The following is a 22,753-nucleotide window of genomic DNA, read 5'->3' as shown; positions in this document are numbered from 1 at the left end:
GGCGCACCTCGCCGGGGGCGAGCAGCGTCGCCCCCTGGGCCGTCACCCCCACCAGGAGGCGCTCTGCCCCCACGGCCTCGGCCAGGACGTCCGAGGCCCCGAGGCCGTTCTGGAGAGTGAGGACCGCCGTGCAGGGGCCGAGCAGCGGTCCCAGGGAGCCCGCCGCCGAAGTCGTGTGCTGGGCCTTCACCATCACGAGCACCAGGTCCGCGAGCCCGGCGGCGGCGGGGTTCGGGACCGCCCGGACCGGCACGTCCCGGACGTTTTCCCCCTCCCAGAGACGCACGCCCCGGCGGCCCAGCGCCTCTACGGCCGCGGGGCTCACGTCCACCAGCACCACGTCCTCCCCCGCCCGGGCGAGCATCCCCCCGAAGAGGCACCCCATCGCCCCCGCCCCGACTACCGCGATCTTCATCGTCGCCTCGTCTCCCGTTCTGCGCCGGTGAAGCCCCGCCTCCTCAGCGCGCCCGGATCACGGCCTCCCGGGCCGGCAGGCTCTCGTTTCCGGCGGCATCCCGCGCCCGGACGCTGTAGCGGTAGGTGCGGCCGGGCGCCGCGCTGGCGTCCACGTAGGAGACGGCCTCGCCCTTCAGGCGGGCGAGCTCGGCAAAGTCCCCCTCGTCTGCCCGCAGCACGATCACCTCGGCGTAGCGCTCGGCCCCGGAGGGGGCCCAGTGGAGGAATACACCCTCCGGCTCCGCCAGGGCCACGAGATCCGAGGGGGGCAGGGGGGGGACGGCGTCGATGGGGACGGCCGACGCCGGGGTCCCGGGGCTCTCCACTTCCCACCCCTCGGGGGTGCGGGCGGCCAGATGCACCGACCCGGTCCAGGGAACGCCGTTGGGGAGGCCTCCGACCCGGAGTTCCCACTGCCCCGGCGCGGCGGCTCCGACCCGGCGCGAGGAGGCGTCGTAGACCCGCAGGCCCAGAAGCTCGAAGCCGGGCGGGACCTCGGCGGGGGCGGTTCGGAGCAACACCTCGGCGTCCCCCGGAAGGGCCTCGGTCCGGGGTGCGGGAAGGGGGGTCCAGAGAATCTGGGCGGGGCCGGAGGAAGGGCCGGGGCGGCCGCGTCGGTCGGTCGCCTCGACCCGGTAGCGGTAGGTCCAGCCGGGGGAGGCGTCGGGGTCGGTCCAGGAGGTTTCGGGCAGCCCCTGGGTCTTTCGGGCCGCGGGGTCGACCTCGGCCACCGGCCGTAGGTCCTCGGGGCATCCTTCGCAGGGGGCTTCCCCGGGGGGCCAGGCGCGCCGCACCACCCGGTACCGGACCTCGCCGGTCAGGGTGCGCCCCCCCAGGTCGTCCCGGGGGGCCGTCCAGGAGACCGTGGGGCGGCCCCCGGGTGCCGAGAGGGCTACGGCCTGGGGTGCGCGGGGGAGCTGGAGCTCCGGCGGCCGGGGGTCACCCCGGCGGCCGCAGGAGGCGCAGGTCAGCACGACGAGGAGGGCCAGGACGACCGACCCACCCCTTGCCCCGGGCCTCTCCCGCGAGGGGAGAGCAAGCCTAGTCCCTCCTCGGCCAGACCGCATCGAGGCGCTCCCGGCCCAGGCGGGCCTCCCGCCGGACGTTCTCGGGGTTGGGGCCGCCCACGGCCCGGCGGGCCGCCACGCTCGCCCGGGGATCGAGGGCGGCGTACACGTCGGCGTCGATCCGGTCCGAGAAGGACCGCAGGGTCTCCAGGGGCAGCCCCTCCAGGGTGCCGCCGGCGGCCTCCAGGTGGCCGACGATGCGGCCCACCACCTCGTGGGCCTGGCGGAAGGGCAGGCCCTTGCGCACCAGGTAGTCCGCGAGATCCGTGGCGGTGAGGTAGCCGGCCTGGAGGGCCTGCTCGGCCTTCTCGGGGCGCACTCGGAGGCTCCGGACCATCTCCACGGCTATGGCGAGGCTGCCCTTGACCGTGTCCAGGGAATCGAAGACGGGCTCCTTGTCCTCCTGCATGTCCTTGTTGTAGGCGAGCGGCAGGGCCTTGAGGGTGGTGAGCAGCGCCACCAGGTTCCCCACGGCGCGCCCTGCCTTGCCCCGCAGGAGCTCGGGCACGTCGGGGTTCTTCTTCTGGGGCATGATGGAGGAGCCCGTGCAGAAGCCGTCGGAGAGCTCCACGAACCGGAATTCCTGGGCCGACCAGAGGACGAGCTCTTCGGACAGGCGCGAGAGGTGGGTCATGACCACCGTCGCGGCGAAGAGGAACTCCACAGCGAAGTCCCGGTCCGACACGGCGTCCAGGCTGTTGCGGCACACCTCGGCGAACCCGAGCTCCCGGGCCACCCGTGCCCGGTCCAGGGGATAGGGGGTGCCCGCGAGCGCGCCGGCCCCGAGCGGAGAGCGTCGGATCCGCCCCAGGGCGTCGCGAAACCGCTCGGCGTCCCGGAGGAACATCTCGAAGTAGGCGAGCCAGTGGTGGCCGAAGGTCACGGGCTGGGCGCGTTGGAGGTGGGTGTAGCCGGGCAGGAGCACGGCGGCCTCGGCCTCGCCCCGGGTCAGGAAGACCTCGCACAGCCCCCGCAGGAGGTCCAGCACCTCCGGGACCTCGTCGGCCAGGTAGAGCCGAAGATCCAGGGCCACCTGGTCGTTGCGGCTCCGGCCCGTGTGGAGCTTGCCCCCCACCGGGCCCACGAGCTCGGTGAGGCGCTTCTCCACCGCCATGTGGATGTCTTCGTCGGCGTCGCGGAAGACAAAGGTGCCCGCCTCGATCTCCGCGAGCACCCGGTCGAGGCCCGCCACGAGCGTCTCGGCCTCCTCCGTCGTGAGCACCCCCACGGCCGCAAGCATCCGCGCGTGGGCCTGGGAACCCCGGATGTCCTGCCGGTACATCCGCCGGTCGAAGCCGATGGAAGCGGTAAACCGCTCCACGATCTTCAGGGTCTCTTCCCGGAATCGCCCGCCCCAGGGCTTCTCGGACATGGAATCTCCTTTGGGCGTGAGACGTGAGAGGAAGTGCCGAGCCCCCGGCCCCTCACGCTTTGCGACCCACGCTTCACGCGCCTTACCCCCGCAGCTTCTTCAGCGTCCTCAGGCGCAGGGCGTTCAGGCGGATGAAGCCGGTGGCGTCGGCCTGGTTGTAGACCGTGTCGGCCTCGAAGGTGGCCACCTCGGGGTCGAAGAGGGTGCGGGGGCTCTTGCGGCCCACCACGGTGCAGTTGCCCTTGTAGAGCTTGAGGCGGGCGGTGCCCGTCACGTCCTTCTGTGCCTCGTCCATGAAGGTCTGGAGGGTCTCCCGCTCGGGGGCGAACCAGAAGCCGTTGTAGACCAGCGCCGCGTACCGGGGCACCAGGGAGTCGCGCAGGTGGAGCACCTCCCGGTCCATGGTGAGGCTCTCCACCGCCTTGTGGGCGGCACGCAGGATGGTGCCTCCGGGGGTCTCGTACACGCCCCGGCTCTTCATGCCCACGAACCGGTTCTCCACGATATCCACCCGCCCCACGCCGTGGCGACCCCCGATCTCGTTCAGGTGGGCGAGCAGCGCCGCCGGGCCCAGGCGCTCGCCGTTCACCGCCACGGCGTTGCCCGCCTCGAAGTCCACCTCCACGTACTCGCCCTTGTCGGGGGCCTTCTCGGGGCTCACGGAGAGGAGGAACATGTCTTCGGTGGGCTCCCGCCAGGGGTCCTCCAGGATGCCCCCCTCGAAGGAGATGTGCAGGAGGTTGCGGTCGCTGGAGTAGGGCTTGGCCTTGGTCACCGGCACGGGGATGCCGTGGGTCTTGGCGTAGTCGAGCAGGAGCTCTCGGGAGTTGAGCTTCCACTCCCGCCAGGGGGCGATGATGCGGATGTCGGGCTGGAGCGCGTAGGCCGTGAGCTCGAAGCGCACCTGGTCGTTGCCCTTACCGGTGGCACCGTGGGAGACCGCGTCGGCCCCCTCCATCTCGGCGATCTCCACCAGGCGCTTGCCGATCAGGGGACGGGCGATGGAGGTGCCGAGCAGGTACGACCCCTCGTACACGGCGCCGGCGCGGAACATGGGGAAGACGAAGTCCCGGACGAACTCCTCCCGCAGGTCTTCCACGTAGATCTTGGAGGCTCCGGTCTTGCGGGCCTTTTCCTCCAGGCCGGTGAGCTCCGCCCCCTGGCCGAGGTCGGCCGCGAAGCACACCACTTCGCACCGGTACTCCTCGATGAGCCACTTCAAGATGACCGAGGTGTCGAGCCCCCCGGAGTACGCCAGCACGACCTTCTTGACCTTCTGTCTTGCCATGTTTCTTCCTTTCTCGAAGCTCGGACGGGTCGGACCCGCCAGACTCGTCAGACTCGTCAGACCGGTCAGAAACCCTTGAGCAGCGTCACGAGGATCGCCTTCTGCACGTGGAGGCGGTTTTCGGCTTCGTCCCATACGGCGGACTGGGGCCCCTCCAGGACTTCGTCCGAGACCTCCTCGCCCCGGTGGGCGGGCAGGCAGTGGAGGAAGGTCGCCGCGGGGTCGGCGGCGGCCATGAGGGGGGCGTCCACGGTGTAGCCCCGGAAGGCCCGGACCCGGGCCTCCTGCTCGGCCTCTTGGCCCATGGAGGCCCACACGTCGGTGTTGACCGCGTGGGCCCCGGCGGCGGCCTCCTTCGGGTCTGCCACCACCGCCACGTCGGCGCCGGCGGCCCGGGCGGCTTCCAAGACCTCGGGCGCGGGCCGGTAACCCTCGGGGCATGCCAGCCGCAGGCGAAACCCCAAGACCGCCGCGGCGTTGATCCAGGAGTGGGCCATGTTGTTTCCGTCCCCAATCCAGGCCGCCCGCAGGCCCTCCAGGCTCCCGCGGCGCTCGAGCACCGTGAGGAGGTCCGCCATGACCTGACAGGGATGGTAGAGATCGGTGAGCCCGTTGATCACCGGCACGTTCGACCAGCGGGCGAGCTCCTCCAGGAGGTCCTGGGAGAAGGTGCGAACCATGACGGCGTCCACGTACCGGGAGAGCACCCGGGCGGTGTCCTGCACCGGCTCGCCCCGACCGATCTGGGTGTCGCGGGGGGAGAGGAAGAGCGCCTGGCCGCCGAGCTGGAACATCCCCACCTCGAAGGAGACCCGGGTGCGGGTGGAGCTCTTCTCGAAGAGCATGGCGAGGGTCTTCCCCTCCAGGAGCCGGTGGGGCTCCCCTCGCGCCTGGCGGGTCTTGAGGTCCCGGGCCAGCGCGAGGATCGCCAGGAGCTCTTCCCGGGTAGAGTCGGTGAGGCGCAGAAAGTGGCGGGGCATGGTCGGGCTCCTCTGCAAGGGGCAATCCCTGCGGGACGCCGGGGCGGGCGCCGCTCTCACAGGGTTTCGAGCACTTCTGCCAGTGCCGCCAGGAGGGCGTCGATCTCCTCCTTCTCCACGATCAGGGGCGGGGCCAGGCGCAGCACTCCCTCGCCGGCGGTTCCGGTGAGGAAGCCCCGCTCCAGGAGCTCCCGCACCAGGTGGGCCGCCGGGTACCCCGGGGCGAGCTCCAGCCCCGCCAGGAGACCCCGCCCCCGCACCGCCGCCACGGCAGGGCAGGCGCCCGCCGCTACCCGGAGGCCGGCCAGGAGATACTCTCCCATGCGGCGACAGTGGGCCAGGAACCCTTCGCCGAGCACGGTGCGCACGGAAGCCAGAGCTGCGGCCGCCGCCAGGGGGTTGCCGCCGAAGGTCGAGGCGTGGGTGCCCGGGCTAAAGCTGCGGGCCACGGTCTCGGTGGCCAGCAGCGCCCCGATGGCTACCCCGCCCCCCAGCGCCTTGGCGAGGGAGCACAAATCCGGTGCGACCCCCTCCTGCTCGCAGGCCAGAAAGGTGCCGGTGCGCCCCACTCCGGTCTGCACCTCGTCGAAGATGAGCAGCGCGCCCCGGGCGTCGCACAGCTCCCGCACTTGCCGCAGGTACCCCGCCGAGGGGACCCGGATGCCCCCCTCCCCCTGGACGGGCTCCAGGAGCACCGCTGCCGTGTCGGGCCCCACGGCCGCTTCCAGCGCCTCCGGGTCGTCGTAGGGCACGTAGCTGAAACCCGCCGGCAGGGGGTCGAACCCGACCTTCACCTTGTCCTGGCCCGTGGCCGTCAGGGTCGCCAGGGTGCGGCCGTGGAAGCTCATGGTGGCGGAGACGACCCCGGTGCGCCGGGGCTCCCCCCGGTCCTTCTGGTACTTGCGGGAGAGCTTGATGGCGGCTTCGTTCGCCTCGGCGCCGCTGTTGCAGAAGAACGCCCGGTCCGCGAAGGTGTGTTCCACCAGGAGCTTTGCCAGCCGCGCCTGGGGCTCGATGTGGTAGAGGTTCGAGACGTGCATCAGCCGTCCGGCCTGCTCGCGCACCGCCTCCACCACGTGGGGGTGGCAGTGCCCCAGGTTGCACACTGCGATGCCCGCGAGAAAGTCCAGGTACTGGCGGCCGTCCGCGTCCCACACCCGCATCCCCTGGCCCCGCACCAGGGCCACCGGGAACCGGGCGTAGGTGGCCATCAGGTACTGCTCGGAAAGGCCGATGATGTCTTGATTGCCCATGGTCTAGCCCTCGCTCGCGTCGCCCACACCGGTCCGACGGGTCAGACGAGTCCGACGAGTCGGACGGGGTGACACTGCCGTCACTTCCCCAGGATTTCCGTCCCCACCCCGCCCCGGGTGAAGATCTCCAGGAGCACGGCGTGGCGGGCGCGGCCGTCGACGATGTGGACCTTGCGCACGCCTTCGTCCAGGGCGTCCAACGCGCACTGGAGCTTGGGGATCATGCCCCCCCGGATGACCTTGCTCGCCACGAGCCCTGGGGCGTCCTCCTGGCGGATGGTGCTCAGGAGTTTCCCGTCCCCGTCCAGGATGCCCTCCACGTCGGTCAGGAGCACGAGCTTCTCGGCCTTGAGAGCGCCGGCCACCTTCCCGGCCACGAGGTCGGCGTTGATGTTGTAGGTCTCGCCCTTCTCCCCCACGCCCACGGGCGCGATCACGGGGATGAAGCCTCCCCGGTCCAGGGTCTCGATCACCGCGGGGTGGATCGCCTCCACCTCGCCCACGGCGCCGATGTCGATGATCTCCGGGGGCAGGCGGTCGTCCACCTTCTTGTGCATGTAGAGCTTGCGGGCGCGGATGAGCCCCCCGTCCTTGCCCGAGAGGCCCACGGCCCGACCGCCGTGGAGCTGGATGAGGTTGACGATCTCCTTGTTGACCTTGCCCACCAGCACCATCTCCACCACGTCCATGGTGGAGGCGTCGGTGACGCGCATGCCGTCCACGAAGCTCGACTCGATCTTCATCCGGTCGAGGACCTGGTTGATCTGGGGCCCCCCGCCGTGGACCACCACGGGGTTGATCCCGATGTACTTGAGAAGCACCACGTCTCGGGCGAAGCTCTCCTTGAGGGCCTCGTCCACCATGGCGTGCCCCCCGTACTTGATCACCACCACCTTGCCCTGGAACTGCCGGATGTAGGGCAGCGCCTCGTGGAGGACGCGGGCCTTTTCGATGAGCTCTTTCACTTGCTTCGCTCCGGACATCGATGGATGGGACGTATGGGAGGGCAAGGCCCCGACAGGCGAGCCCCTTCCGCCACCCGTCACCCGTCACCTCACAGGATGTACCTGGCCACGTCGGCGTCGGCCACCACGTCGGCCAGGCGGCGGCGCACGTAGTTCCGGTCGATGGTGAGGCTCTGGTCCTCCAGGTCGGGGGCCTGGAAGCTCAGCTCCTCCACCACCCGCTCGAGGATCGTGTGCAGCCTGCGGGCGCCGATGTTCTCGGTCTTGTCGTTGACCCGCACGGCCATCTCGGCGATCTCGTCCACCGCGTCCTCGGAGAAGGTGAGCTCCATCCCCTCGGTGCGCAGCAGTTCGGCGTACTGCCGGGTCAGCGCGTTCTGGGGCTCGGTGAGGATGCGGACGAAGTCCTCCTTGCCCAGGGCGTCGAGCTCTACCCGGATGGGAAAGCGCCCCTGGAGCTCGGGGATGAGGTCCGAGGGCTTGGACATATGGAACGCGCCGGCGGCGATGAAGAGGATGTGGTCGGTCTTCACCGTGCCCTGTTTGGTATGCACGGTGGAGCCCTCCACGATGGGGAGGATGTCGCGCTGCACCCCCTCCCGGGAGACGTCGGGGCCGCGGCCGCCCTCGCGGGAAGCGATCTTGTCGATCTCGTCGATGAAGATGATCCCGTGGTTCTGGGCGCGATCCAGGGCGAGCTCGGTCACCCGCTCCGGGTCCACGAGGCGGCCCGCCTCCTGCTCGCGCAGGAGCTCCAGGGCCTCGGGCACCTTCACGGTGCGGCGCTTCTTCTTCTTGGGGAAGAAGTTGCCGAGCATGTCCTGGATCTGCATGCCCATCTCTTCCATGCCCTGGCCGGTGAAGATCTCCATGGCCGGCGCCGGGGAGGCCGCCGTGATCTCCACCTCCACCATGCGGTCGTCCAGCGCCCCCGCCCGCAGCATCTGGCGCAGCTTCTCCCGGGTGGGGTCGGGCTCTTCCGCCGGCCCGGCCCGGCGGGGCAGCAAGAGGTCCAGGAGCCGCTCCTCCGCGAGCTCCTCCGCCCGGGAGGTCATCTTGGCCGTCTCCTCCTCCTGCACCATGGCCACGGCCACCCGGGTGAGGTCGCGCACCATGCTCTCCACGTCGCGGCCCACGTACCCCACCTCGGTGAACTTGCTCGCCTCCACCTTCACGAAGGGGGCGCCGGCAAGCCGGGCCAGGCGCCGGGCGATCTCGGTCTTGCCCACCCCGGTGGGGCCGATGAGGAGGATGTTCTTGGGCGTGATCTCGTCGCGCAGGTGCTCGGGCACCTGCTGGCGCCGCCACCGGTTGCGAAGCGCGATGGCCACGGCCTTCTTGGCCTTGTCCTGGCCCACGATGTACCGGTCGAGCTCCGAGACCACCTCCCGGGGGGTGAATGCGGACATCCCTAGCCTCCCAGCTCCTCGATCTCCAGGGCTTCGTTGGTGTAGATGCAGATGCGCGCCGCGACCTTGAGGGCGTGGCGGGCGACCTCGGCCGCCCCAAGCTCCGTGTGCTCCAGGAGCGAGAGGCCCGCCGCCAGGGCGTAGGGCCCTCCGGACCCGATGGCCACGATCCCCTCCTCGGGCTCCACCACGTCGCCGGTGCCCGAGAGCAGCAGGGTGGCCTCGGCGTCGGCCACGAGCAGCATGGCTTCCAGGCGTCGCAGGTACTTGTCGGTGCGCCAGTCCTTGGCGAGCTCCACCGCAGCCCGGTGGAGGTTTGCCCGGTGGGCCTCGAGCTTGCCCTCGAAGCGCTCGAGGAGCGTAAAGGCGTCGGCCGTGGCCCCGGCGAATCCGGCGATCACCTTGCCGTCGCGCAGCCGCCGCACCTTGCGGGCCGTGCGCTTGAGCACCGTGCTGCCGAAGGTCACCTGCCCGTCGGCCCCCATGGCCACCCGGTTGTCGCGCCGCACGCAGACCACGGTGGTGCCGTGAAATCTTGGAGCCTCGAAGCTCATGCGTCTCCTTCCAGAACCTCGACCATGGTCCATGGTGGAACGGGCTCTTTCTCCAACGGACAACGGGCAACGGACAACGGGCAGCTCCCTACGCCCGCGGATGTGCCTTGTCGTACACTTCCATGAGCTTCTCGATCCCCACGTGGGTGTACTTCTGGGTGGTCGAGAGGCTCTTGTGCCCCAGGAGCTCCTGGATCGCCCGCAGATCCGCGCCCCCCGCCAGGAGGTGGGTGGCGAAGGTGTGGCGCAGGGTGTGGGGGCTCACCTTTCGCGCGATGGCGGCCTTGAGGAGCCAGCGGTCGAGCACCCGTCGCACGCTCCGGTCCGTGAGGCGCCCTCCCCGCACGTTGAGGAACACGGGCCCCCCGGGCTCCAGGGGGAGACCGGCGGCGGCGCGCGCCTCCAGATAGGCCTCCACGGCCCGGGCCGCGGGCTCGGTGAGGGGGGCCTCCCGTTCCACCCGGCCCTTGCCCCGGATGCGCGCCGTGCGCGAGGCAAACCGCAGGTCTCGGCCGTCGAGGGCCACCAGTTCCCCCACCCGGATGCCCGTGCCGTAGAGCAACTCCAGGAGCGCACGATCCCGGGCGGCCAGGAGCCCCTCCCCCTCCACCGCTCCCAGGAGGTGGAAGATCTCGTCCACGGGCAGAAACCCCGGGAGCCTCCGGGGCGCCTTCGGCGCCGCGAGGCCTTCGGCGGGATTGGCCGCCAGCTGGCCCTCGCGCACCAAATACCGAAAAAAGCCCCTCAGCCCCGACAGGGTGCGGGCAATGGACGTGCGGGCGTGGTCCCCGTGGAGCGACGCCAGAAAGGCGCGCACCGCCCCCGCGTCCACCGCCGTCCAGAAGCGCGGTCCCGCGCCTGCGCCGGAGCGCCCCGCCGCCCAGGCGGCGAAGGAGCGCACGTCGCGTCCGTAGTTTCGCACCGTGTGGGCAGAGGTGTTGCGCTCGTAGGTCAGGTGGTGGAGGAACGCCTCCACCCAGGGGTCCTCCCCCCCTTCGGCCTTGCCTGCCATCCGCTCCCTCGTTCCAGCGCTCCCGCCCAGGCTCCAGGGAAAGGAAAGCGGGAAGGGTAGCACACTCGGAGCACCCCTCAACAGGGTTGGCAAAGCCCCCGATCCACCGCCTGGGTGGCAAACGGGTTCGGGGAACCCCTGCGCTGGGCAATACGATCCGCGACAATGGGAAGGGGTAGGCCCGGAGGGGGAGGGGGATCACGCCAGCCCGTCGATCCGACGCAGGCCTGCCCGCCGGGCTTCGGCAAGGGCCTGGGCGTGCTCGGCCCGGGTGACCCGGCGGTCGAGGGGGGGTAGCTCCCGGGCGTCGCCCACCGGGCGGTACTGGGCCATGACGTTGACGTAGGTGTGCGGCGAGATCTCCCGGGCGAGGAACGCCATCACCTCCCGGGTCCCCGCCAGGCCCCCGGGCATGACCAGGTGCCGGACGAGGAGGCCGCGCACCGCCACGCCCCGCTCGTCCAGCACGAGATCCCCCACCTGGCGGTGCATCTCGCGCACGGCCTCCCGGGCCACATCCCCGTAGTCCGGCGCCGCGGCCAGGCGCTCGCCCACCTCCGGGCTCGCCCACTTGAGGTCGGGCATGTACACGTCCACGACCCCGTCCAGGAGCCGCAGGGTCTCCACCGCGTCGTACCCGCTCGAGTTGTAGACGAGGGGGATGGCGAGCCCCCGGCGGGCCGCCAGGGCGACGGCCGCGAGGATCTGGGGCACCACGTGGGAGGGGGTCACGAGGTTCACGTTGTGGCACCCCCCGCGCTCCAGCGCCAGGAAGGTGCGCGCCAGTTCGGACGGCGCCACCTCGCGGCCGTCGCCCTCCCAGCTCAGCTCCCAGTTCTGGCAGAAGCGGCACAGGAGGTTGCAGCCGGAGAAGAAGACTGTGCCCGAGCCCCCCGTGCCCGGCGGCCCTACCAGGGGAGCCTCCTCCCCGAAGTGGGGACCGGCCGACCCCACCCGTGCCCGGCGCCCCGTGCGGCAAAAGCCCCGTTCGCCCCACAGGCGGTCTACCCGGCAGCGCCGCGGGCACAGCTCGCAGGAGCGCAGGCGGCGCCAGGCCTCCCGCAGGGACGCGGCGAGGCGGCCGTCGTCCAGGCTCTTCCGGTAGGAGGGAAGGAGCACGGGATCCTACCGCGGCTCCACCCCGGGCATCGCGCTCATCGGCTCCAGAACCCCTCCGGGTCATATTTGCGGATCACCTCCAGGTCTACCGGGGTCGGCTCCGCCGTCGTCGCCGGCCGAGGAGGCAGGGTCAAGGGCCACCCGGTAAGGTCGCGGACCTCCTCGGACGACGTGCCGGGGTGGACGGAGAGGAGCACCATCTCGCGGGTACGGGGGTGGAACCCGAAGACGGCCTTGTCGGTGATGACCGCCGCGGGCCCGCCCCGCACCAGCCCCTGGTCCTCCCGCCAGCGGCCTCCGAGCCCGTAGCCCGGGCTCGTCACGTGCCGCACCCGTTCGACGAACCGGCGGCGCTCGTGCTTCATCACCACCACCAGCCGGCCGGCCAGGCACGCGATGTCGCACGCCCCCCCGCTGCCGGGCAAGCGCACGATCCTGTCGCCGTCCCCTACCTCGGTGGTGTTGAGGTTGCCGTAGCGGTCGACCTCGGCCCCGCCGATGAACCCCAGATCCACCCGGCCGGACTGCAAGAGGCCCATCACCGTCTCCATCCCCATGCACATCCGCGCTTCCCGGATGTTCGGGGGGTCACTCATGGTGATGAGGGGCGCCGCAGCCGGGGTGTCCCGGAGTACCCCGTTCTCGAAGAGCCCTACCGCCCGAGGTGCGTGGGTGGAGCGCGCCAGGAGGAACGCCAGGAGCGGCAGCCGCATGCCCACGAAGACGAGCTCCCGGTCCCTGATCTCCCGGGCCGCCGCCGCGATCATCAGCTCTCCGGGCGTGTATTCGGGGGTCACATTCTCTGTGCTCATGGCTTGCTCGTGAAGCGTGAGACGTGAAGCGTGAAGCGTGAGACGTGAAGCGGGCTCATCGGCTCCTGCCCTTCACGCTTCACGTCTCACGTCTCACGCATCACGACTAGTATCCGTAATCCACCGGTGCGGAGTATGCGTGCTCGGCCACGGCGAGGGCGTCGAGCCGGCCCTCTCCCCGGAGGAGCTCCCGATACCCGGCGTGGCTGCCGGGGTCCAGGACGTACCGGTCGAGCCACTCCAGGAAGCCCTTCCGGGTGCGGCTCGCGGCGTGGTAGGCGGAGTAGAAGCCGTGATCACGGTTGGAGTAGCCCTGGCAGGGGGAAGGGTGGCTACCCCCCGGCACTTCGGCCACGGCCGAGACCAGGAACCCCGGGATCAAGGTGCGGTTGGGATCGCTGGCGATGACCGACGGGGCAACGATCTCCTCCGCCACCAGGACCACCTTCCGGGCCGCCAGGGCGGCCTCCTGGGTTACCCCCAGGTTGCCCCACACGTGGGCGTTGCCCCGGGCGTCGGCCCGCTGCACGTGGAGCACGGCCACGTCGGGCTGGATGGCGCGCACGGCGACCAGCGCCTCGCCGGTGAAGGGGCAGCGGGTGGTCGTCAGTCCGGGGTTGCGCTCCAGGATCGTGCTTCCCAGCGCGGTTCGGGTGGGCAGGTACGGAAGCCCCTGGGCGGCGGCCTTGAGCCCGGCCTGGAGCGTGAGGTTCGAGTGCTCCACCACCTCGATGGGGCGGGGCACGCCGTCCTCCACCGCCCGCCGGTAGTTGTAGCCCGTCCCCATCATCACGTTTCCCACCCAGGCGGCTTCCACCCGGTGGACGCAGCCTGCCCCCACGAGCACGTCGAAGAGCATGTCGGAGATGGGCCCCACCAGCGTCAGATCCAGCCGGCCCTGGCGGACCATCTCGTACCCGGCGGCAAAGGGGATGAGGGATTCCAGGGCGGTCCCCAGCACCACCGCGTCGCCGTCGTGCACGAACTGCCCGATGGCCTCTTCCAGCGTCACCCGCTTGGTCTGCATGTCAACGCCCTCGCCCTTGCTCCCATCGCCATCGCCATCGGTATCGCCATCGCTATCGGGATCGGTATCGCCATCGATCCCGATACCGACGATGGACCGTCTGCGGGGCGGTTAAGGCTCCGCGAACACGAGGCAGGTGTTCTTGAGCTTCTCCTTGCCCCGGGCCACGATCTCCTCCTCGGTCATCTCCTCCTTGAGCTCGCTCCAGTAGTTGACCGTGTCGCCGATGAGGAGCATCGACACCAGCCGCACCGCGTCGAGGATGAGCTCCACCATGTGGGCGCAGCCCCGCGGACCTCCGAGCCGCCCCTGGATTTGCCGCACCACGCCGCGGCCGATCGTGAGCCCCACCAGCTCCGAGATCCCCTCGGTGCCCCGCAGGCACAGGGTGAGCGGGGTCTTGCTCATGGCCCCCTTGGCGGCCTCGATGGTGGCCGTGGAGATCCGCACCACCATCTCGAAGTGGATGGAGTGCTCCAGGTCCAGCAGCGAGCTCGTCACCAGGAGGTGGTCTTCGCCGCGGCGCTTGACGTTGGAGTGGATGCTTCGCTGGAAGATGTCCATTTCGCCTCTTCCGTATCCGTATCGGTATCGGTATCGGTATCGAACCCCATGTCGATACCGATCGCGATACCGATAGCGATTTTACAGGGGAATCCCGGGGCCTCACCCATCCCCCCCGAGCCCCCTGGTCAAAACGACGGCGGGGTGATGACCCACAGCGCCCGCATGGGCGCCGGGCCGGTGTTCTTCCACCGGTGGGGAACCGAGGAGTTGAAGTAGATGGAATCCCCCGGGTCCATCACGTACTCCCGGCCCCCCAGTTCCAGGTGGAGCGTTCCCTCCACCACGGTGCCGAACTCTTCCCCTTCGTGGGTGTAGTCCCCTTCGCTCTCCCCCCCGGGGAGCAGGGTGAAGAAGATGACCTCCATCTTGCGGTTGGGGACCTTGGAGGCGCCGAACTCGAAGATGACCTTGTCCTTGACCACCTCGAAGGGGATGCGGTCCGCCTTCTTGAGGAAATAGATCTGGTCGCCCCGGTCCGACTCGAAGAGCTCGCCGATGCTCACGTCCAGGGCCTGGGTGATGCGCTTCAGGCTCGCGATGGACGGGGAGTTCTTCGCGTTCTCGATCTGGGACAAAAAACTTTTTGAAAACCCCGTCTTTCGGGCCAGCTCCTCCAGGCTCAGGCCCCGGGCGTGTCGGGCTGTCTTGAGCTTCTTTCCGAGCATGGAATTTCTCCAACCGAGGTTTGGCAAGCTCCCGTCTCCGACCCTTGTAAACGAAAGTGCTCTCCTGGTCAACAGCGTGGCGGGCCCTCGATCCACCGCCTGGGTGGTAAGCGGGGTCCGGGAGCCCCTGCGCTCCGCCCCGCAATCCGCGGCAATTGGAGGAGGGATCCCTCGCGGAACCGGTGCGCCTGGCCTCACCGGGTTCCATGGACTGGGGCGGTTCAGTCGATGCGGCACGGGGCTACGCTCCGGGGCTCCCGGACCCCGCCCCGGATTTGGTGGTGGATTCTGGGGGCGCCTGGGCCCTACACCACGTAGATCGCCACGGCAGCATAATGGCACCAGCTCCCGGCCAGCACGAACAGGTGCCAGACGGCGTGCATGAACGGGATTCGCTTCAGGCCGTAGAAGATCGTGCCCACGGTGTAGCACAGGCCCCCCGCGACCAGGAGCGCCAGTCCGCCCGCGGCCAGCCGCTCCGTCAAGGGGCCCGCGGCCACGACGACCACCCACCCCACGCCCAGGTAGAGCGCGATGGAGACTCCCTTGCGCCGATGGCGGCACAACGCCTCCCGGGCGATCCCCACGGCGGCCAGGCCCCACACCGCGCCGAAGAGCGCCCATCCCCAGGCTCCCCGAAGGGTCACCAGAGTGAACGGCGTGTAGGTGCCGGCGATGAGCAGGTAGATGGAGGAGTGATCCAGGGTGCGGGCCACACGGCGCCAGGCAGGGGTGCGGGCGCTGTGGTACAGGGTGGAGCCCGCGAAGAGCACCACCAGGGTGGCACCGTAGACTGCGGCGCTCGCGATGCGCCAGGGATCGTCCCGCTCGGCCGCGAGCCACAGGAGCGCAAGCAGGCCGGCGACGCTCAGCAGCGCACCGAGGCCGTGGGTGACCACATGGACGCGCTCTTCCGCCGCGGTGTAAGGGAGGAGGTCGGGAGGGGGGGCATCGGGAGCGGAGCGGGGAGGGGGCATGGGGGCCTCGGGGCAGGGGAGGAATGAATGCCCGCTCAGAATACCCCGAGTCGCCCCCTCGGCACAGCTCCGTCGCCCCCGATGGTTGCCGGGTGCCACCCACTCCTCACATCTCGCCCTCCGGGCCCCGGGTTGGGGTGCCCTCGATTCCCCAGAGGTCTCCGACCTCCCGGGCCAGGGCTTCGACCGAGGCCCGAGCATAGGCCCAGGCCGCGTCCCGCGCCCGCCGGCTGGGCACCGGGCCTGCGGCGTCGTGGAGGTACCCCGGGCCGTAGGCCGCGGCGTAGGCTTCGGGGAAGGCGTCGGGGAATTCCTGGTTCGAGAGGATCCCGTAGGCCAGGGTCCACGCTCGGGGCACGAGCTCCACGCAGTAGCCGCCCCCGCCCAGGGCGAGCCAGCCGCGGGTGGGGGCGGCGAGCTCCCGCAGCGCCTCCACCGCCCGCACGTACCCCCGGGTGGTGAGGAGGAGCTGGGCCAGGGGGTCGGAGAAGTGGGTGTCGGCCCCCAGTTGGGTCACCAGCACGTCGGGCGCGAACCGCCGGACGGCGGGGGGCACGACCCGGCGGAAGGCCCACAGGTAGACGTCGTCGGTGGTGAAGGGGGCCAGGGGCACGTTGAGGCTGTAGCCCCGGCCCGGCCCTTCTCCCACCTCCTCGGGGAAGCCGGTTCCGGGGAAGCGGGTGAGCGGCGTTTCGTGCAGCGACACCGTGAGCACCCGGTCCGAGTCGTAGAAGGCGTCCTGCACGCCGTCGCAGTGGTGGACGTCCACGTCCACGTAGGCCACCCGCAGGCCCTCGCGCAGCAGGTGGCCGATGACCACCGCCGCGTCGTTGAAGACGCAGAACCCGTGGGCAAGGGCGGGACCGGCGTGGTGGAAGCCTCCGGCAAAGCTGAAGGCGGTCCGGGCGCGGCCGGCCAGGAGGAGCCGGGCGCCTTCCAGGGCGCCGCCGGCCTTGAGCGCTTCGGTCTCCCACATTCCGGGGAACACGGGGTTGTCCCCCGGCCCGAAGCCGTACCGCCAGGCATCGGCGCGGTCCTCCCCCCGGCTCAGGGCCGCCACCGCGTCCAGGTACTCGGCGGTGTGGAAGAGGGCTAGCTCGTCTCGGGTTGCGGCGGGCGGCTCCGCCAGGGCCGAGCCGGAGACGCCGAAGGCGCCGTACGCCCGCAGGAGCTCGAAGGTGCGCCGCAGGCGCTCGGGCTTCAAAGGGTGCGATGCCCCGTGCCCCCGGGCCCACATCCCTTCCGCGCAGAGAAAGACCGTCTTTCCGGCGGCATCCATCGCGCTCCCTCCGTCGCGGTGAACCGCGCCCTGCCCCCTCACCCCCGCCGCAGGTTCGGCACCACGACGGTGACCGCGGTGCCTCTTCCGTGCTCGCTCTCGATCCGCAGGTTACCCCGGAGGAGCTCCACCAGGTGCTTCACGATGGAGAGCCCGAGGCCCGTACCCCCCTGGGCGCGGGAGCGGCCGGGGTCCACCCGGTAGAACCGCTCGGTGACCCGGGGGAGGTCTTTGGGGGGGATCCCGATGCCGGTGTCGCGCACCCGGTAGGACGCCCCCTGGGGTGCCGCCTCCACGGCCACGGTCACCGCGCCGCCCCGGGGGGTGTAGCGCACGGCGTTCTGCACCAGGTTGACGAGGATCGACTCCACCCGGTCCGGATCCGAGACCAGGGGCAGGGGCTCGGACGGGAGCTCCCCGGAGAGGGTCACCCCCGCCGCCTCGGCCTCGGCGCGGAAGAGCTCCAGGACGTGCTCCACCGGACTGCGGGCGTCGAGCTCCCGGGCTGCCAGGTCCTCGGCGCCGGCCTCGATGCGGGCCAGGTCGGAGACGTCGGCCAGCAGGGTCTCGAGCCGAAGGGCGTTTCGCCGGATGGACTCCAGGAACCGGCGGGCTGCCCCGGGGTCTTCGAGGGCCCCGTCGAGCAGGGTCTCGGCCGACGCCCGCACGGCGGTAAGCGGGGTGCGCAGCTCGTGGGAGAGGTTGGCCACGAAGTCGGTGCGCACCCGCTCCAGGTGGGCCTGTCGGGTCAGGTCGCGCAGCACCACGAGCAACCCGGGGCGCCCCTCCTGGTCGGGAAGCGGCCGCAGCCTCGCCTCCAGCTCGCAGGCGGGCTCGGGCCAGGTGAGCCGCACCGGCTCGGGCGCGGCGCCCCCTTCCTTCCCGAACCGGTCCAGGGCCTCCAGGAGGCGCGGCTCGCGCAGCAGCTCCGCCCCGGGCAGCCCCTCGAGGGCTCCCCGGGGCAGGCGCAGGAGCCGGCGCGCGGGCTCGTTGGCCACGGCGAGGCGCCCTTCGCCGTCCAGCAGGGCCACGGCGTCGGGCAGACCGTCCACGAGGGCCTGGAGGCGCCTGCGGTCCCGCTGGAGGGCGCCCACCTGCCGCTCCAGGTCGGCGCGAAGATCCCCGAGGCTGCGCTCCAGGTCGGCCAGCTCGTCGCTGCCGTGAACGGCGAGCCGGGCCCCGTAGTCCCCGGCCGCGAGGCGGGCGGCGAAGGCGGCCATGGCCGAGAACCGGCGGGTGAGGCCCCGGGAGAGCAGGAGCGCGAGCCCCAGGGCCAGGGCGAGGGCCGGTACCACCGAGAAGAGCACCTTCCGGCGGGCCTCCCAGAGCACGGAGCGGACGTCGGTGAGGGGAAGGGCCGCCCGGACCACCGGCGGCCCCGGGACGGCCACGTAGATCATGTCCACCCCGAGGGTGGGGCTGCGGCGCACCCCCGTCCCCCGAGCACCCGCCCGGGCCGCGGCGATCTCGGGGCGGCCGGCGTGGTTCTCCATCCCCGAGGGATCGAACTCCGAATCGGCGAGCACCGTCCCGTCCCGGTCGACCACCGTAAGTCGAAACCCGCCCGCCGCCCCCCTGCGGCGCACGGTCTCCTGGAGCACGGGACCTGCCGGCGGCAGGTCCACCGCCGCGAGGCTCGCGAGGCTCGTGAGCCGCAACTCCAGGCGCCGGGTCTCGCGCCCCACGATGAAGGGGTCGAGCGCCATGCCCGCCACCAGGAGCACGACCACCAGGAGGACGGCGGAGTGGACGGCGAGTCGGGCGAAGAGGGTTCGTGCCACCGGGGGTCACTCCTTGGCGGGGCGGGCCTGGAAGCGGTACCCGGCGCCCCGCACCGTCTCGATGAGAACGGGGTTCGAGGGGTCGGGCTCCACCCGGGCCCGCAGGCGGCGCACGTGGACGTCCACGGTGCGCGGGTCCACGTACACCTCCGGGTCCCAGGCCTGCTGGATCAGGGCTTCCCGGGAGTAGACCCGGTTGGGGTGGGTGGCCAGAAAGGCGAGCAGCCGAAACTCCTGGGGCGCCAGCACCAGCTCCTCTCCGGCCCGGAGCACCCGGTGGGCGTCGAGATCGAGCTCCAGGTCCCCGAAGCGCAGCCGGGGCCGCTCGGGCTCCTCGCCCCGGGAACGCTTGAGGACCGCGCGCACCCGGGCCAGGAGCTCCCGGGGGCTGAAGGGCTTGACCACGTAGTCGTCGGCCCCGAGCTCGAAGCCCACGAGCACGTCCGACTCCTCGCCCCGGGCAGTCAGCAGGATGACCGGGACCGCCCGGGTCTTCTCCCGGCTGCGCAGGAGGCGCAGCACCTCGAAGCCCTGGAGGTCGGGGAGCATCACGTCCAGGAGGACGAGGTCCGGGGTGCGCCGGCCCGCCAGCTCCACGGCGAGGCGCCCCGTGGGGGCCCGGTCCACCTGGAAGCCCGAGACCTCCAGGTTGTAGGCCAGGAGCTCCAGCAGGTCTTCCTCGTCGTCCACGATGAGGACGCGGGGCATCGCTTCAGCCCTCCTGGGGCGTCGTGCGCTTCCAGACCGTGTGACGGATGTCCTTGCCCTTCACCAGGTAGATCACCATCTCCGAGATGTTGGTGGCGTGGTCGGCGATGCGCTCCAGGTACTTGCCGATCATGATGAGGCCGAGCGCCCGGGGGATGTTAGCGGGGTTCTCGAGCATGTAGGTGAGGAGCTCCCGGAACACCTGGTCGTTCAAGCGATCCACCTCGTCGTCGAGGGCGCACACCTCCTGGGCCCGTTCGGCATCCCGGGCGACATAGGCGTCGAGGGCCTGGCGCAGCATGGCCCGGGCCCGGTCCGCCATGCGGGGCAGGTCGATGAGGGGTTTCAAGGGCGGAGCCTCCAGGAGCTCGAGTACCCGCTCGCAGAGGTTCACCGCGAGGTCCCCGATGCGCTCGAGATCGGTGGTGATCTTGAGACCGGTGATGATGAGGCGGAGATCCCCGGCGGCCGGTTGGCGCAGGGCCAGGAGCTCGATGCAGTGCTCGTCCACTTCCACCTCCAGGCGGTTCACCAAATGGTCGCGCCCGATGGTCTCCCGAGCCAGCTCGGGGTCCCGGTCCACCAGTGCGCTCAAGGCCCGCCCGATGGCGTCCTCCACCAGCGCCCCCATCCGCAGGACCTTCTCCTGCAAGGCTTCGAGATCCGCCGCAAACGCCCTGCTCGTGTGTCGTTGCATGAGTTTCCTCGGAAAACCGTTGTTGACAGGATAACAGGATGGACAGGATGAAGACGGCTCGGATCGGGTCGAGTGACGCCGGTGCGGTCAACCCGACGTCCACCCTCGCGCTCTATCCCGTTTCATCCTGTCATCCTGTCCAAAGTCGTCCTCACCTGCCCCTACCCGAACCGCCCCGTCACGTAAGCCTCGGTGCGCTCCTCGCGGGGGGTGGTGAAGATCACCTGGGTGCGGTCGAACTCCACGAGCTTGCCCACGTAGAAGAACCCCGTGTAGTCCGAGATCCGGGCCGCCTGCTGCATGTTGTGGGTGACGATGACGATGGTGTAGCGGCTCTTCAGCTCGCCGATCAGGTCTTCCAGGCGGGCCGACGAGATGGGGTCCAGCGCGCTCGCGGGCTCGTCCATGAGGAGCACCTCGGGCTCCACCGCGAGCGCCCGGGCAATGCACAGCCGCTGCTGCTGCCCGCCGGAGAGCTCCAGGGCCGAGTGGCGCAATCGGTCCTTTACCTCGTCCCACAGGGAGGCCATCTTGAGGGCGCTCTCCACGAGCTCGGCCAGGCGGGCCTTGTCCTTCACCCCGTGGATGCGCGGGCCGTAGGCCACGTTGTCGAAGACCGACTTGGGGAAGGGGTTCCAGCGCTGGAACACCATGCCCACCCGGCGGCGCAGGTCCACCACGTCGGTCTGGGGCCGCAGGATGTCCTCTTCGTCCAGAAAGATCTGCCCCTCCGTGCGGGTGCCGGGGATGAGCTCGTTCATCCGGTTCAAGCACCGCAGGAACGTGCTCTTGCCGCACCCGGAGGGCCCGATCAGGGCCGTGACCCGGTGGGTGGGGATGTCGAGGTCGATGGCGTCCAGGGCCTTGGTCTGGCCGTACCAGACCCCGACCCCCTTGCAGGCGATACGGGTGGCTTCCATCTAGCGGGCGCTCTCCAGTCTTCGGCGCATCCGGCTCCGCACCGCGAACGCCCCGAGGTTCAGGGCGAACACCAGGCCGACGAGCACGAGCGCCGTGCCGTAGGCGAGCGGCCGCACCTTCTCAATGGCGTGGTGCTGGGTGGAGAGGATGTAGAGGTGGTAGGGCAGGGCCATGAACTGGTCCGAGGGGGAGCCGGGCACGAAGGGCAGATAGAAGGCGACCCCGGTGAAGAGGATGGGCGCCGTCTCCCCGGCGGCGCGGGAGAGCCCCAGGATGGCGCCGGTGAGGATGCCGGGCATGGCGGGGGGAAGCACCACGGTGCGCACCGCCTGCCACCGGGTCGCCCCCAGGGCGAGCGCCCCGTCCCGGTAGCTCTGGGGCACGCCGCGAAGCGCCTCCTCGCTGGCCGTGATGATCCACGGGAGCGTCAGGAGCCCCAGGGTGAGGCCCGCGGAAAGGAGGCTCGTCCCCAGGCCCAGCAGGTCCACGAAGAGCACCACCCCGAAGAGCCCGTAGACGACGCTCGGCACCCCGGAGAGGTTGCGAATGGCCAGACGGATCATCCGGGTCGTGGAGGCGTCCCGGGCGTACTCGTTCAGATACACCGCCGCCCCTACCCCCAGGGGCAGGGCAAAGAAGACCGTCAGCAGGCTCACCATGGTGGTTCCGGCGATGGCGGGGAAGATCCCCCCTTCGGTCATCCCCTTGCGGGGCGGCGTGGTCAGGAACTCCCACCCCAGGACCTCCCAGCCTTCCCAGGCGATGTGCCCCAGCAAGCCCAGGAGCACCGCCACGGTGGCCAGGGTGCAGAGCACCAGGTAGGAGCGGCCCAGGGCCGACCAGAGCCGCTTCACTGCCGCCCCCCCTGATACCGGTGGAGCACCCGGTCCGCGATCCAGTTCACGGTGAACGAGATGCAAAACAGCGCAAAGCCCACGGCGAAGAGGGCGAAGTAGTGGGAGGTTCCCCGGGGGACCTCCCCGAGCTCGATGGCGATCGTCGCGGTCATGGTGCGCACCGCCGAGAGGAAGCCGTCGGGAAGCGCCGGGGCGTTGCCCGTGGCCATGAGCACGGTCATGGTCTCGCCGATGGCCCGCCCCATGGCCAGCATCATGGCCGCCAGGATTCCCGGGGCCGCGGCGGGCAGGGTGACCTTCACCAGGGTCTCCCAGGGGTTGGCCCCCAGGGCGAGGCTCGCCAGCCGGTGGTCCCGGGGTACGCTGCGCAGCGCATCCTCCGAGAGGCTCACCGCCGTGGGAAGCGCCATGACCGCGAGCAGCAGCGAGCCGTTGAGGGCCGTGAGCCCGTTGGGGAGCCCGAAGGTGCGGGCGATCCAGGGGCCCACCACCACGATCCCGATGAAGCCCACCACGACGCTCGGAATGCTGGCCAGGATCTCCACCGCGGGCTTCAGGACCTCCCGCACCCGGGGCCGGGCGAACTCCGCCAGGTAGGAGGCGACCCCGATGCCCACGGGCACGGTCACGGCCATGGCGCCCAGGGTCACGAGGGCGGTGGACGCCACCATGGAGAGGATGCCGTACCCGGCCTCCACGGGGCTCGTGGGGTCCCAGCGGGCCGACGCGAGGAACTCCGACAGCGGGATTTCACGGAATGCCTGGGCCCCCTTCCAGAAGAGCAGGGCGAAGATGCCCCCCAGCACCGCCACCGAGCCGAACCCGCAGGACGCCAGCACGAGCTCCACGAAGCGCTCGCCCCACCGGGCGCGGGGCTTGCGCCTCACCGGTGCCTGGGAGGCACGGGCGGCCGGGGTGGGTTGTGTCGAGCTCACGGCATCTGGCTCCAATGCTCCGGTTGAGAGAAGCCGCAGGGTAGCCCCCGAA

Annotated in this window: 23 protein-coding genes; all 23 read right to left on the bottom strand. The window is 70.9% G+C overall.

What is annotated here, in order from left to right:
* A partial coding sequence (locus tag AB1578_04070; protein ID MEW6487079.1) for a 2-dehydropantoate 2-reductase N-terminal domain-containing protein occupies positions 1–415 on the bottom strand: 415 nt, incomplete at its 3' end.
* 43 nt (positions 416–458) lie between these two features.
* Positions 459–1,430, bottom strand: a complete 972-nt coding sequence (locus tag AB1578_04065; protein MEW6487078.1) for a hypothetical protein — start codon at positions 1,428–1,430, stop codon at positions 459–461.
* 67 nt (positions 1,431–1,497) lie between these two features.
* The gene (gene argH, locus AB1578_04060) at positions 1,498–2,895 is read right to left on the bottom strand and encodes an argininosuccinate lyase (GenBank protein ID MEW6487077.1); all 1,398 of its coding nucleotides are present in this window, start codon (positions 2,893–2,895) and stop codon (positions 1,498–1,500) included.
* A gap of 82 nt (positions 2,896–2,977) precedes the next feature.
* Positions 2,978–4,183, bottom strand: coding sequence for an argininosuccinate synthase (locus tag AB1578_04055; GenBank protein ID MEW6487076.1), 1,206 nt, complete (start codon positions 4,181–4,183; stop codon positions 2,978–2,980).
* 65 nt (positions 4,184–4,248) lie between these two features.
* Positions 4,249–5,163 (bottom strand): ornithine carbamoyltransferase, encoded by a 915-nt coding sequence (argF, locus tag AB1578_04050; protein MEW6487075.1) that lies wholly within the window; start codon positions 5,161–5,163, stop codon positions 4,249–4,251.
* Between the two features lie 56 nt (positions 5,164–5,219).
* The gene (locus AB1578_04045) at positions 5,220–6,416 is read right to left on the bottom strand and encodes an acetylornithine transaminase (protein ID MEW6487074.1); all 1,197 of its coding nucleotides are present in this window, start codon (positions 6,414–6,416) and stop codon (positions 5,220–5,222) included.
* Between the two features lie 80 nt (positions 6,417–6,496).
* Positions 6,497–7,381 (bottom strand): acetylglutamate kinase, encoded by an 885-nt coding sequence (gene argB / locus AB1578_04040; protein ID MEW6487073.1) that lies wholly within the window; start codon positions 7,379–7,381, stop codon positions 6,497–6,499.
* An 89-nt stretch (positions 7,382–7,470) separates the two neighbouring features.
* A complete protein-coding gene (gene hslU / locus AB1578_04035) occupies positions 7,471–8,790 on the bottom strand; it encodes an ATP-dependent protease ATPase subunit HslU (GenBank protein ID MEW6487072.1) in 1,320 nt (439 codons plus the stop codon).
* Between the two features lie 2 nt (positions 8,791–8,792).
* The gene (gene hslV / locus AB1578_04030; protein ID MEW6487071.1) at positions 8,793–9,344 is read right to left on the bottom strand and encodes an ATP-dependent protease subunit HslV; all 552 of its coding nucleotides are present in this window, start codon (positions 9,342–9,344) and stop codon (positions 8,793–8,795) included.
* Positions 9,345–9,432: 88 nt separating this feature from the next.
* The gene (locus tag AB1578_04025) at positions 9,433–10,356 is read right to left on the bottom strand and encodes a tyrosine recombinase XerC (protein MEW6487070.1); all 924 of its coding nucleotides are present in this window, start codon (positions 10,354–10,356) and stop codon (positions 9,433–9,435) included.
* 198 nt (positions 10,357–10,554) lie between these two features.
* Entirely contained in the window at positions 10,555–11,475 is a 921-nt protein-coding gene (locus AB1578_04020) for a radical SAM protein (GenBank protein MEW6487069.1), read from the bottom strand.
* 35 nt (positions 11,476–11,510) lie between these two features.
* Positions 11,511–12,287 carry a CoA-transferase gene (locus tag AB1578_04015; GenBank protein ID MEW6487068.1) on the bottom strand — a complete coding sequence of 259 codons (777 nt, stop codon included), beginning with the start codon at positions 12,285–12,287 and terminating at the stop codon, positions 11,511–11,513.
* A gap of 106 nt (positions 12,288–12,393) precedes the next feature.
* Positions 12,394–13,314, bottom strand: a complete 921-nt coding sequence (locus tag AB1578_04010) for a CoA-transferase (GenBank protein MEW6487067.1) — start codon at positions 13,312–13,314, stop codon at positions 12,394–12,396.
* Between the two features lie 111 nt (positions 13,315–13,425).
* A complete protein-coding gene (locus tag AB1578_04005; GenBank protein MEW6487066.1) occupies positions 13,426–13,878 on the bottom strand; it encodes a DUF2889 domain-containing protein in 453 nt (150 codons plus the stop codon).
* A 128-nt stretch (positions 13,879–14,006) separates the two neighbouring features.
* Positions 14,007–14,546, bottom strand: a complete 540-nt coding sequence (locus AB1578_04000) for a cupin domain-containing protein (GenBank protein ID MEW6487065.1) — start codon at positions 14,544–14,546, stop codon at positions 14,007–14,009.
* A 305-nt stretch (positions 14,547–14,851) separates the two neighbouring features.
* Positions 14,852–15,523, bottom strand: a complete 672-nt coding sequence (locus AB1578_03995; GenBank protein MEW6487064.1) for a hemolysin III family protein — start codon at positions 15,521–15,523, stop codon at positions 14,852–14,854.
* A 106-nt stretch (positions 15,524–15,629) separates the two neighbouring features.
* Positions 15,630–16,802, bottom strand: coding sequence for an acetoin utilization protein AcuC (locus AB1578_03990; protein MEW6487063.1), 1,173 nt, complete (start codon positions 16,800–16,802; stop codon positions 15,630–15,632).
* Between the two features lie 38 nt (positions 16,803–16,840).
* Positions 16,841–18,583, bottom strand: a complete 1,743-nt coding sequence (locus AB1578_03985) for an ATP-binding protein (GenBank protein MEW6487062.1) — start codon at positions 18,581–18,583, stop codon at positions 16,841–16,843.
* A 6-nt stretch (positions 18,584–18,589) separates the two neighbouring features.
* Positions 18,590–19,291 carry a response regulator gene (locus AB1578_03980; GenBank protein MEW6487061.1) on the bottom strand — a complete coding sequence of 234 codons (702 nt, stop codon included), beginning with the start codon at positions 19,289–19,291 and terminating at the stop codon, positions 18,590–18,592.
* A 4-nt stretch (positions 19,292–19,295) separates the two neighbouring features.
* Complete coding sequence (gene phoU, locus AB1578_03975) at positions 19,296–19,988, bottom strand: phosphate signaling complex protein PhoU (GenBank protein ID MEW6487060.1); 693 nt, start codon at positions 19,986–19,988, stop codon at positions 19,296–19,298.
* Positions 19,989–20,149: 161 nt separating this feature from the next.
* On the bottom strand, positions 20,150–20,908 hold the full coding sequence (pstB, locus tag AB1578_03970; protein MEW6487059.1) for a phosphate ABC transporter ATP-binding protein PstB: 759 nt from the start codon (positions 20,906–20,908) through the stop codon (positions 20,150–20,152).
* Positions 20,909–21,763 carry a phosphate ABC transporter permease PstA gene (pstA, locus tag AB1578_03965; protein MEW6487058.1) on the bottom strand — a complete coding sequence of 285 codons (855 nt, stop codon included), beginning with the start codon at positions 21,761–21,763 and terminating at the stop codon, positions 20,909–20,911.
* Positions 21,760–22,701 carry a phosphate ABC transporter permease subunit PstC gene (pstC, locus tag AB1578_03960; GenBank protein MEW6487057.1) on the bottom strand — a complete coding sequence of 314 codons (942 nt, stop codon included), beginning with the start codon at positions 22,699–22,701 and terminating at the stop codon, positions 21,760–21,762. Before pstC ends, pstA begins: the two co-directional genes overlap by 4 nt.
* Positions 22,702–22,753: the final 52 nt, after the last annotated feature.

Source organism: Thermodesulfobacteriota bacterium (genome assembly GCA_040756475.1).
GTDB lineage: Bacteria > Desulfobacterota > Deferrisomatia > Deferrisomatales > JACRMM01 > JBFLZB01.
Note: the sequence above shows the minus strand (reverse complement) of the source record. Positions and strands in the feature narration are given on the sequence as shown.

Coding starts and splice junctions, on each gene's coding strand:
- AB1578_03995 (MEW6487064.1), bottom strand. CDS start 15,523: ATGCCCCCTCCCCGCTCCGCTCCCGATGCCCCCCCTCCCGACCTCCTC.
- AB1578_04005 (MEW6487066.1), bottom strand. CDS start 13,878: ATGGACATCTTCCAGCGAAGCATCCACTCCAACGTCAAGCGCCGCGGC.
- argF (MEW6487075.1), bottom strand. CDS start 5,163: ATGCCCCGCCACTTTCTGCGCCTCACCGACTCTACCCGGGAAGAGCTC.
- AB1578_04045 (MEW6487074.1), bottom strand. CDS start 6,416: ATGGGCAATCAAGACATCATCGGCCTTTCCGAGCAGTACCTGATGGCC.
- pstB (MEW6487059.1), bottom strand. CDS start 20,908: ATGGAAGCCACCCGTATCGCCTGCAAGGGGGTCGGGGTCTGGTACGGC.
- AB1578_03990 (MEW6487063.1), bottom strand. CDS start 16,802: ATGGATGCCGCCGGAAAGACGGTCTTTCTCTGCGCGGAAGGGATGTGG.
- phoU (MEW6487060.1), bottom strand. CDS start 19,988: ATGCAACGACACACGAGCAGGGCGTTTGCGGCGGATCTCGAAGCCTTG.
- hslU (MEW6487072.1), bottom strand. CDS start 8,790: ATGTCCGCATTCACCCCCCGGGAGGTGGTCTCGGAGCTCGACCGGTAC.
- AB1578_03980 (MEW6487061.1), bottom strand. CDS start 19,291: ATGCCCCGCGTCCTCATCGTGGACGACGAGGAAGACCTGCTGGAGCTC.
- AB1578_04025 (MEW6487070.1), bottom strand. CDS start 10,356: ATGGCAGGCAAGGCCGAAGGGGGGGAGGACCCCTGGGTGGAGGCGTTC.
- AB1578_04055 (MEW6487076.1), bottom strand. CDS start 4,183: ATGGCAAGACAGAAGGTCAAGAAGGTCGTGCTGGCGTACTCCGGGGGG.
- AB1578_04010 (MEW6487067.1), bottom strand. CDS start 13,314: ATGCAGACCAAGCGGGTGACGCTGGAAGAGGCCATCGGGCAGTTCGTG.
- AB1578_04000 (MEW6487065.1), bottom strand. CDS start 14,546: ATGCTCGGAAAGAAGCTCAAGACAGCCCGACACGCCCGGGGCCTGAGC.
- argH (MEW6487077.1), bottom strand. CDS start 2,895: ATGTCCGAGAAGCCCTGGGGCGGGCGATTCCGGGAAGAGACCCTGAAG.
- hslV (MEW6487071.1), bottom strand. CDS start 9,344: ATGAGCTTCGAGGCTCCAAGATTTCACGGCACCACCGTGGTCTGCGTG.
- AB1578_04015 (MEW6487068.1), bottom strand. CDS start 12,287: ATGAGCACAGAGAATGTGACCCCCGAATACACGCCCGGAGAGCTGATG.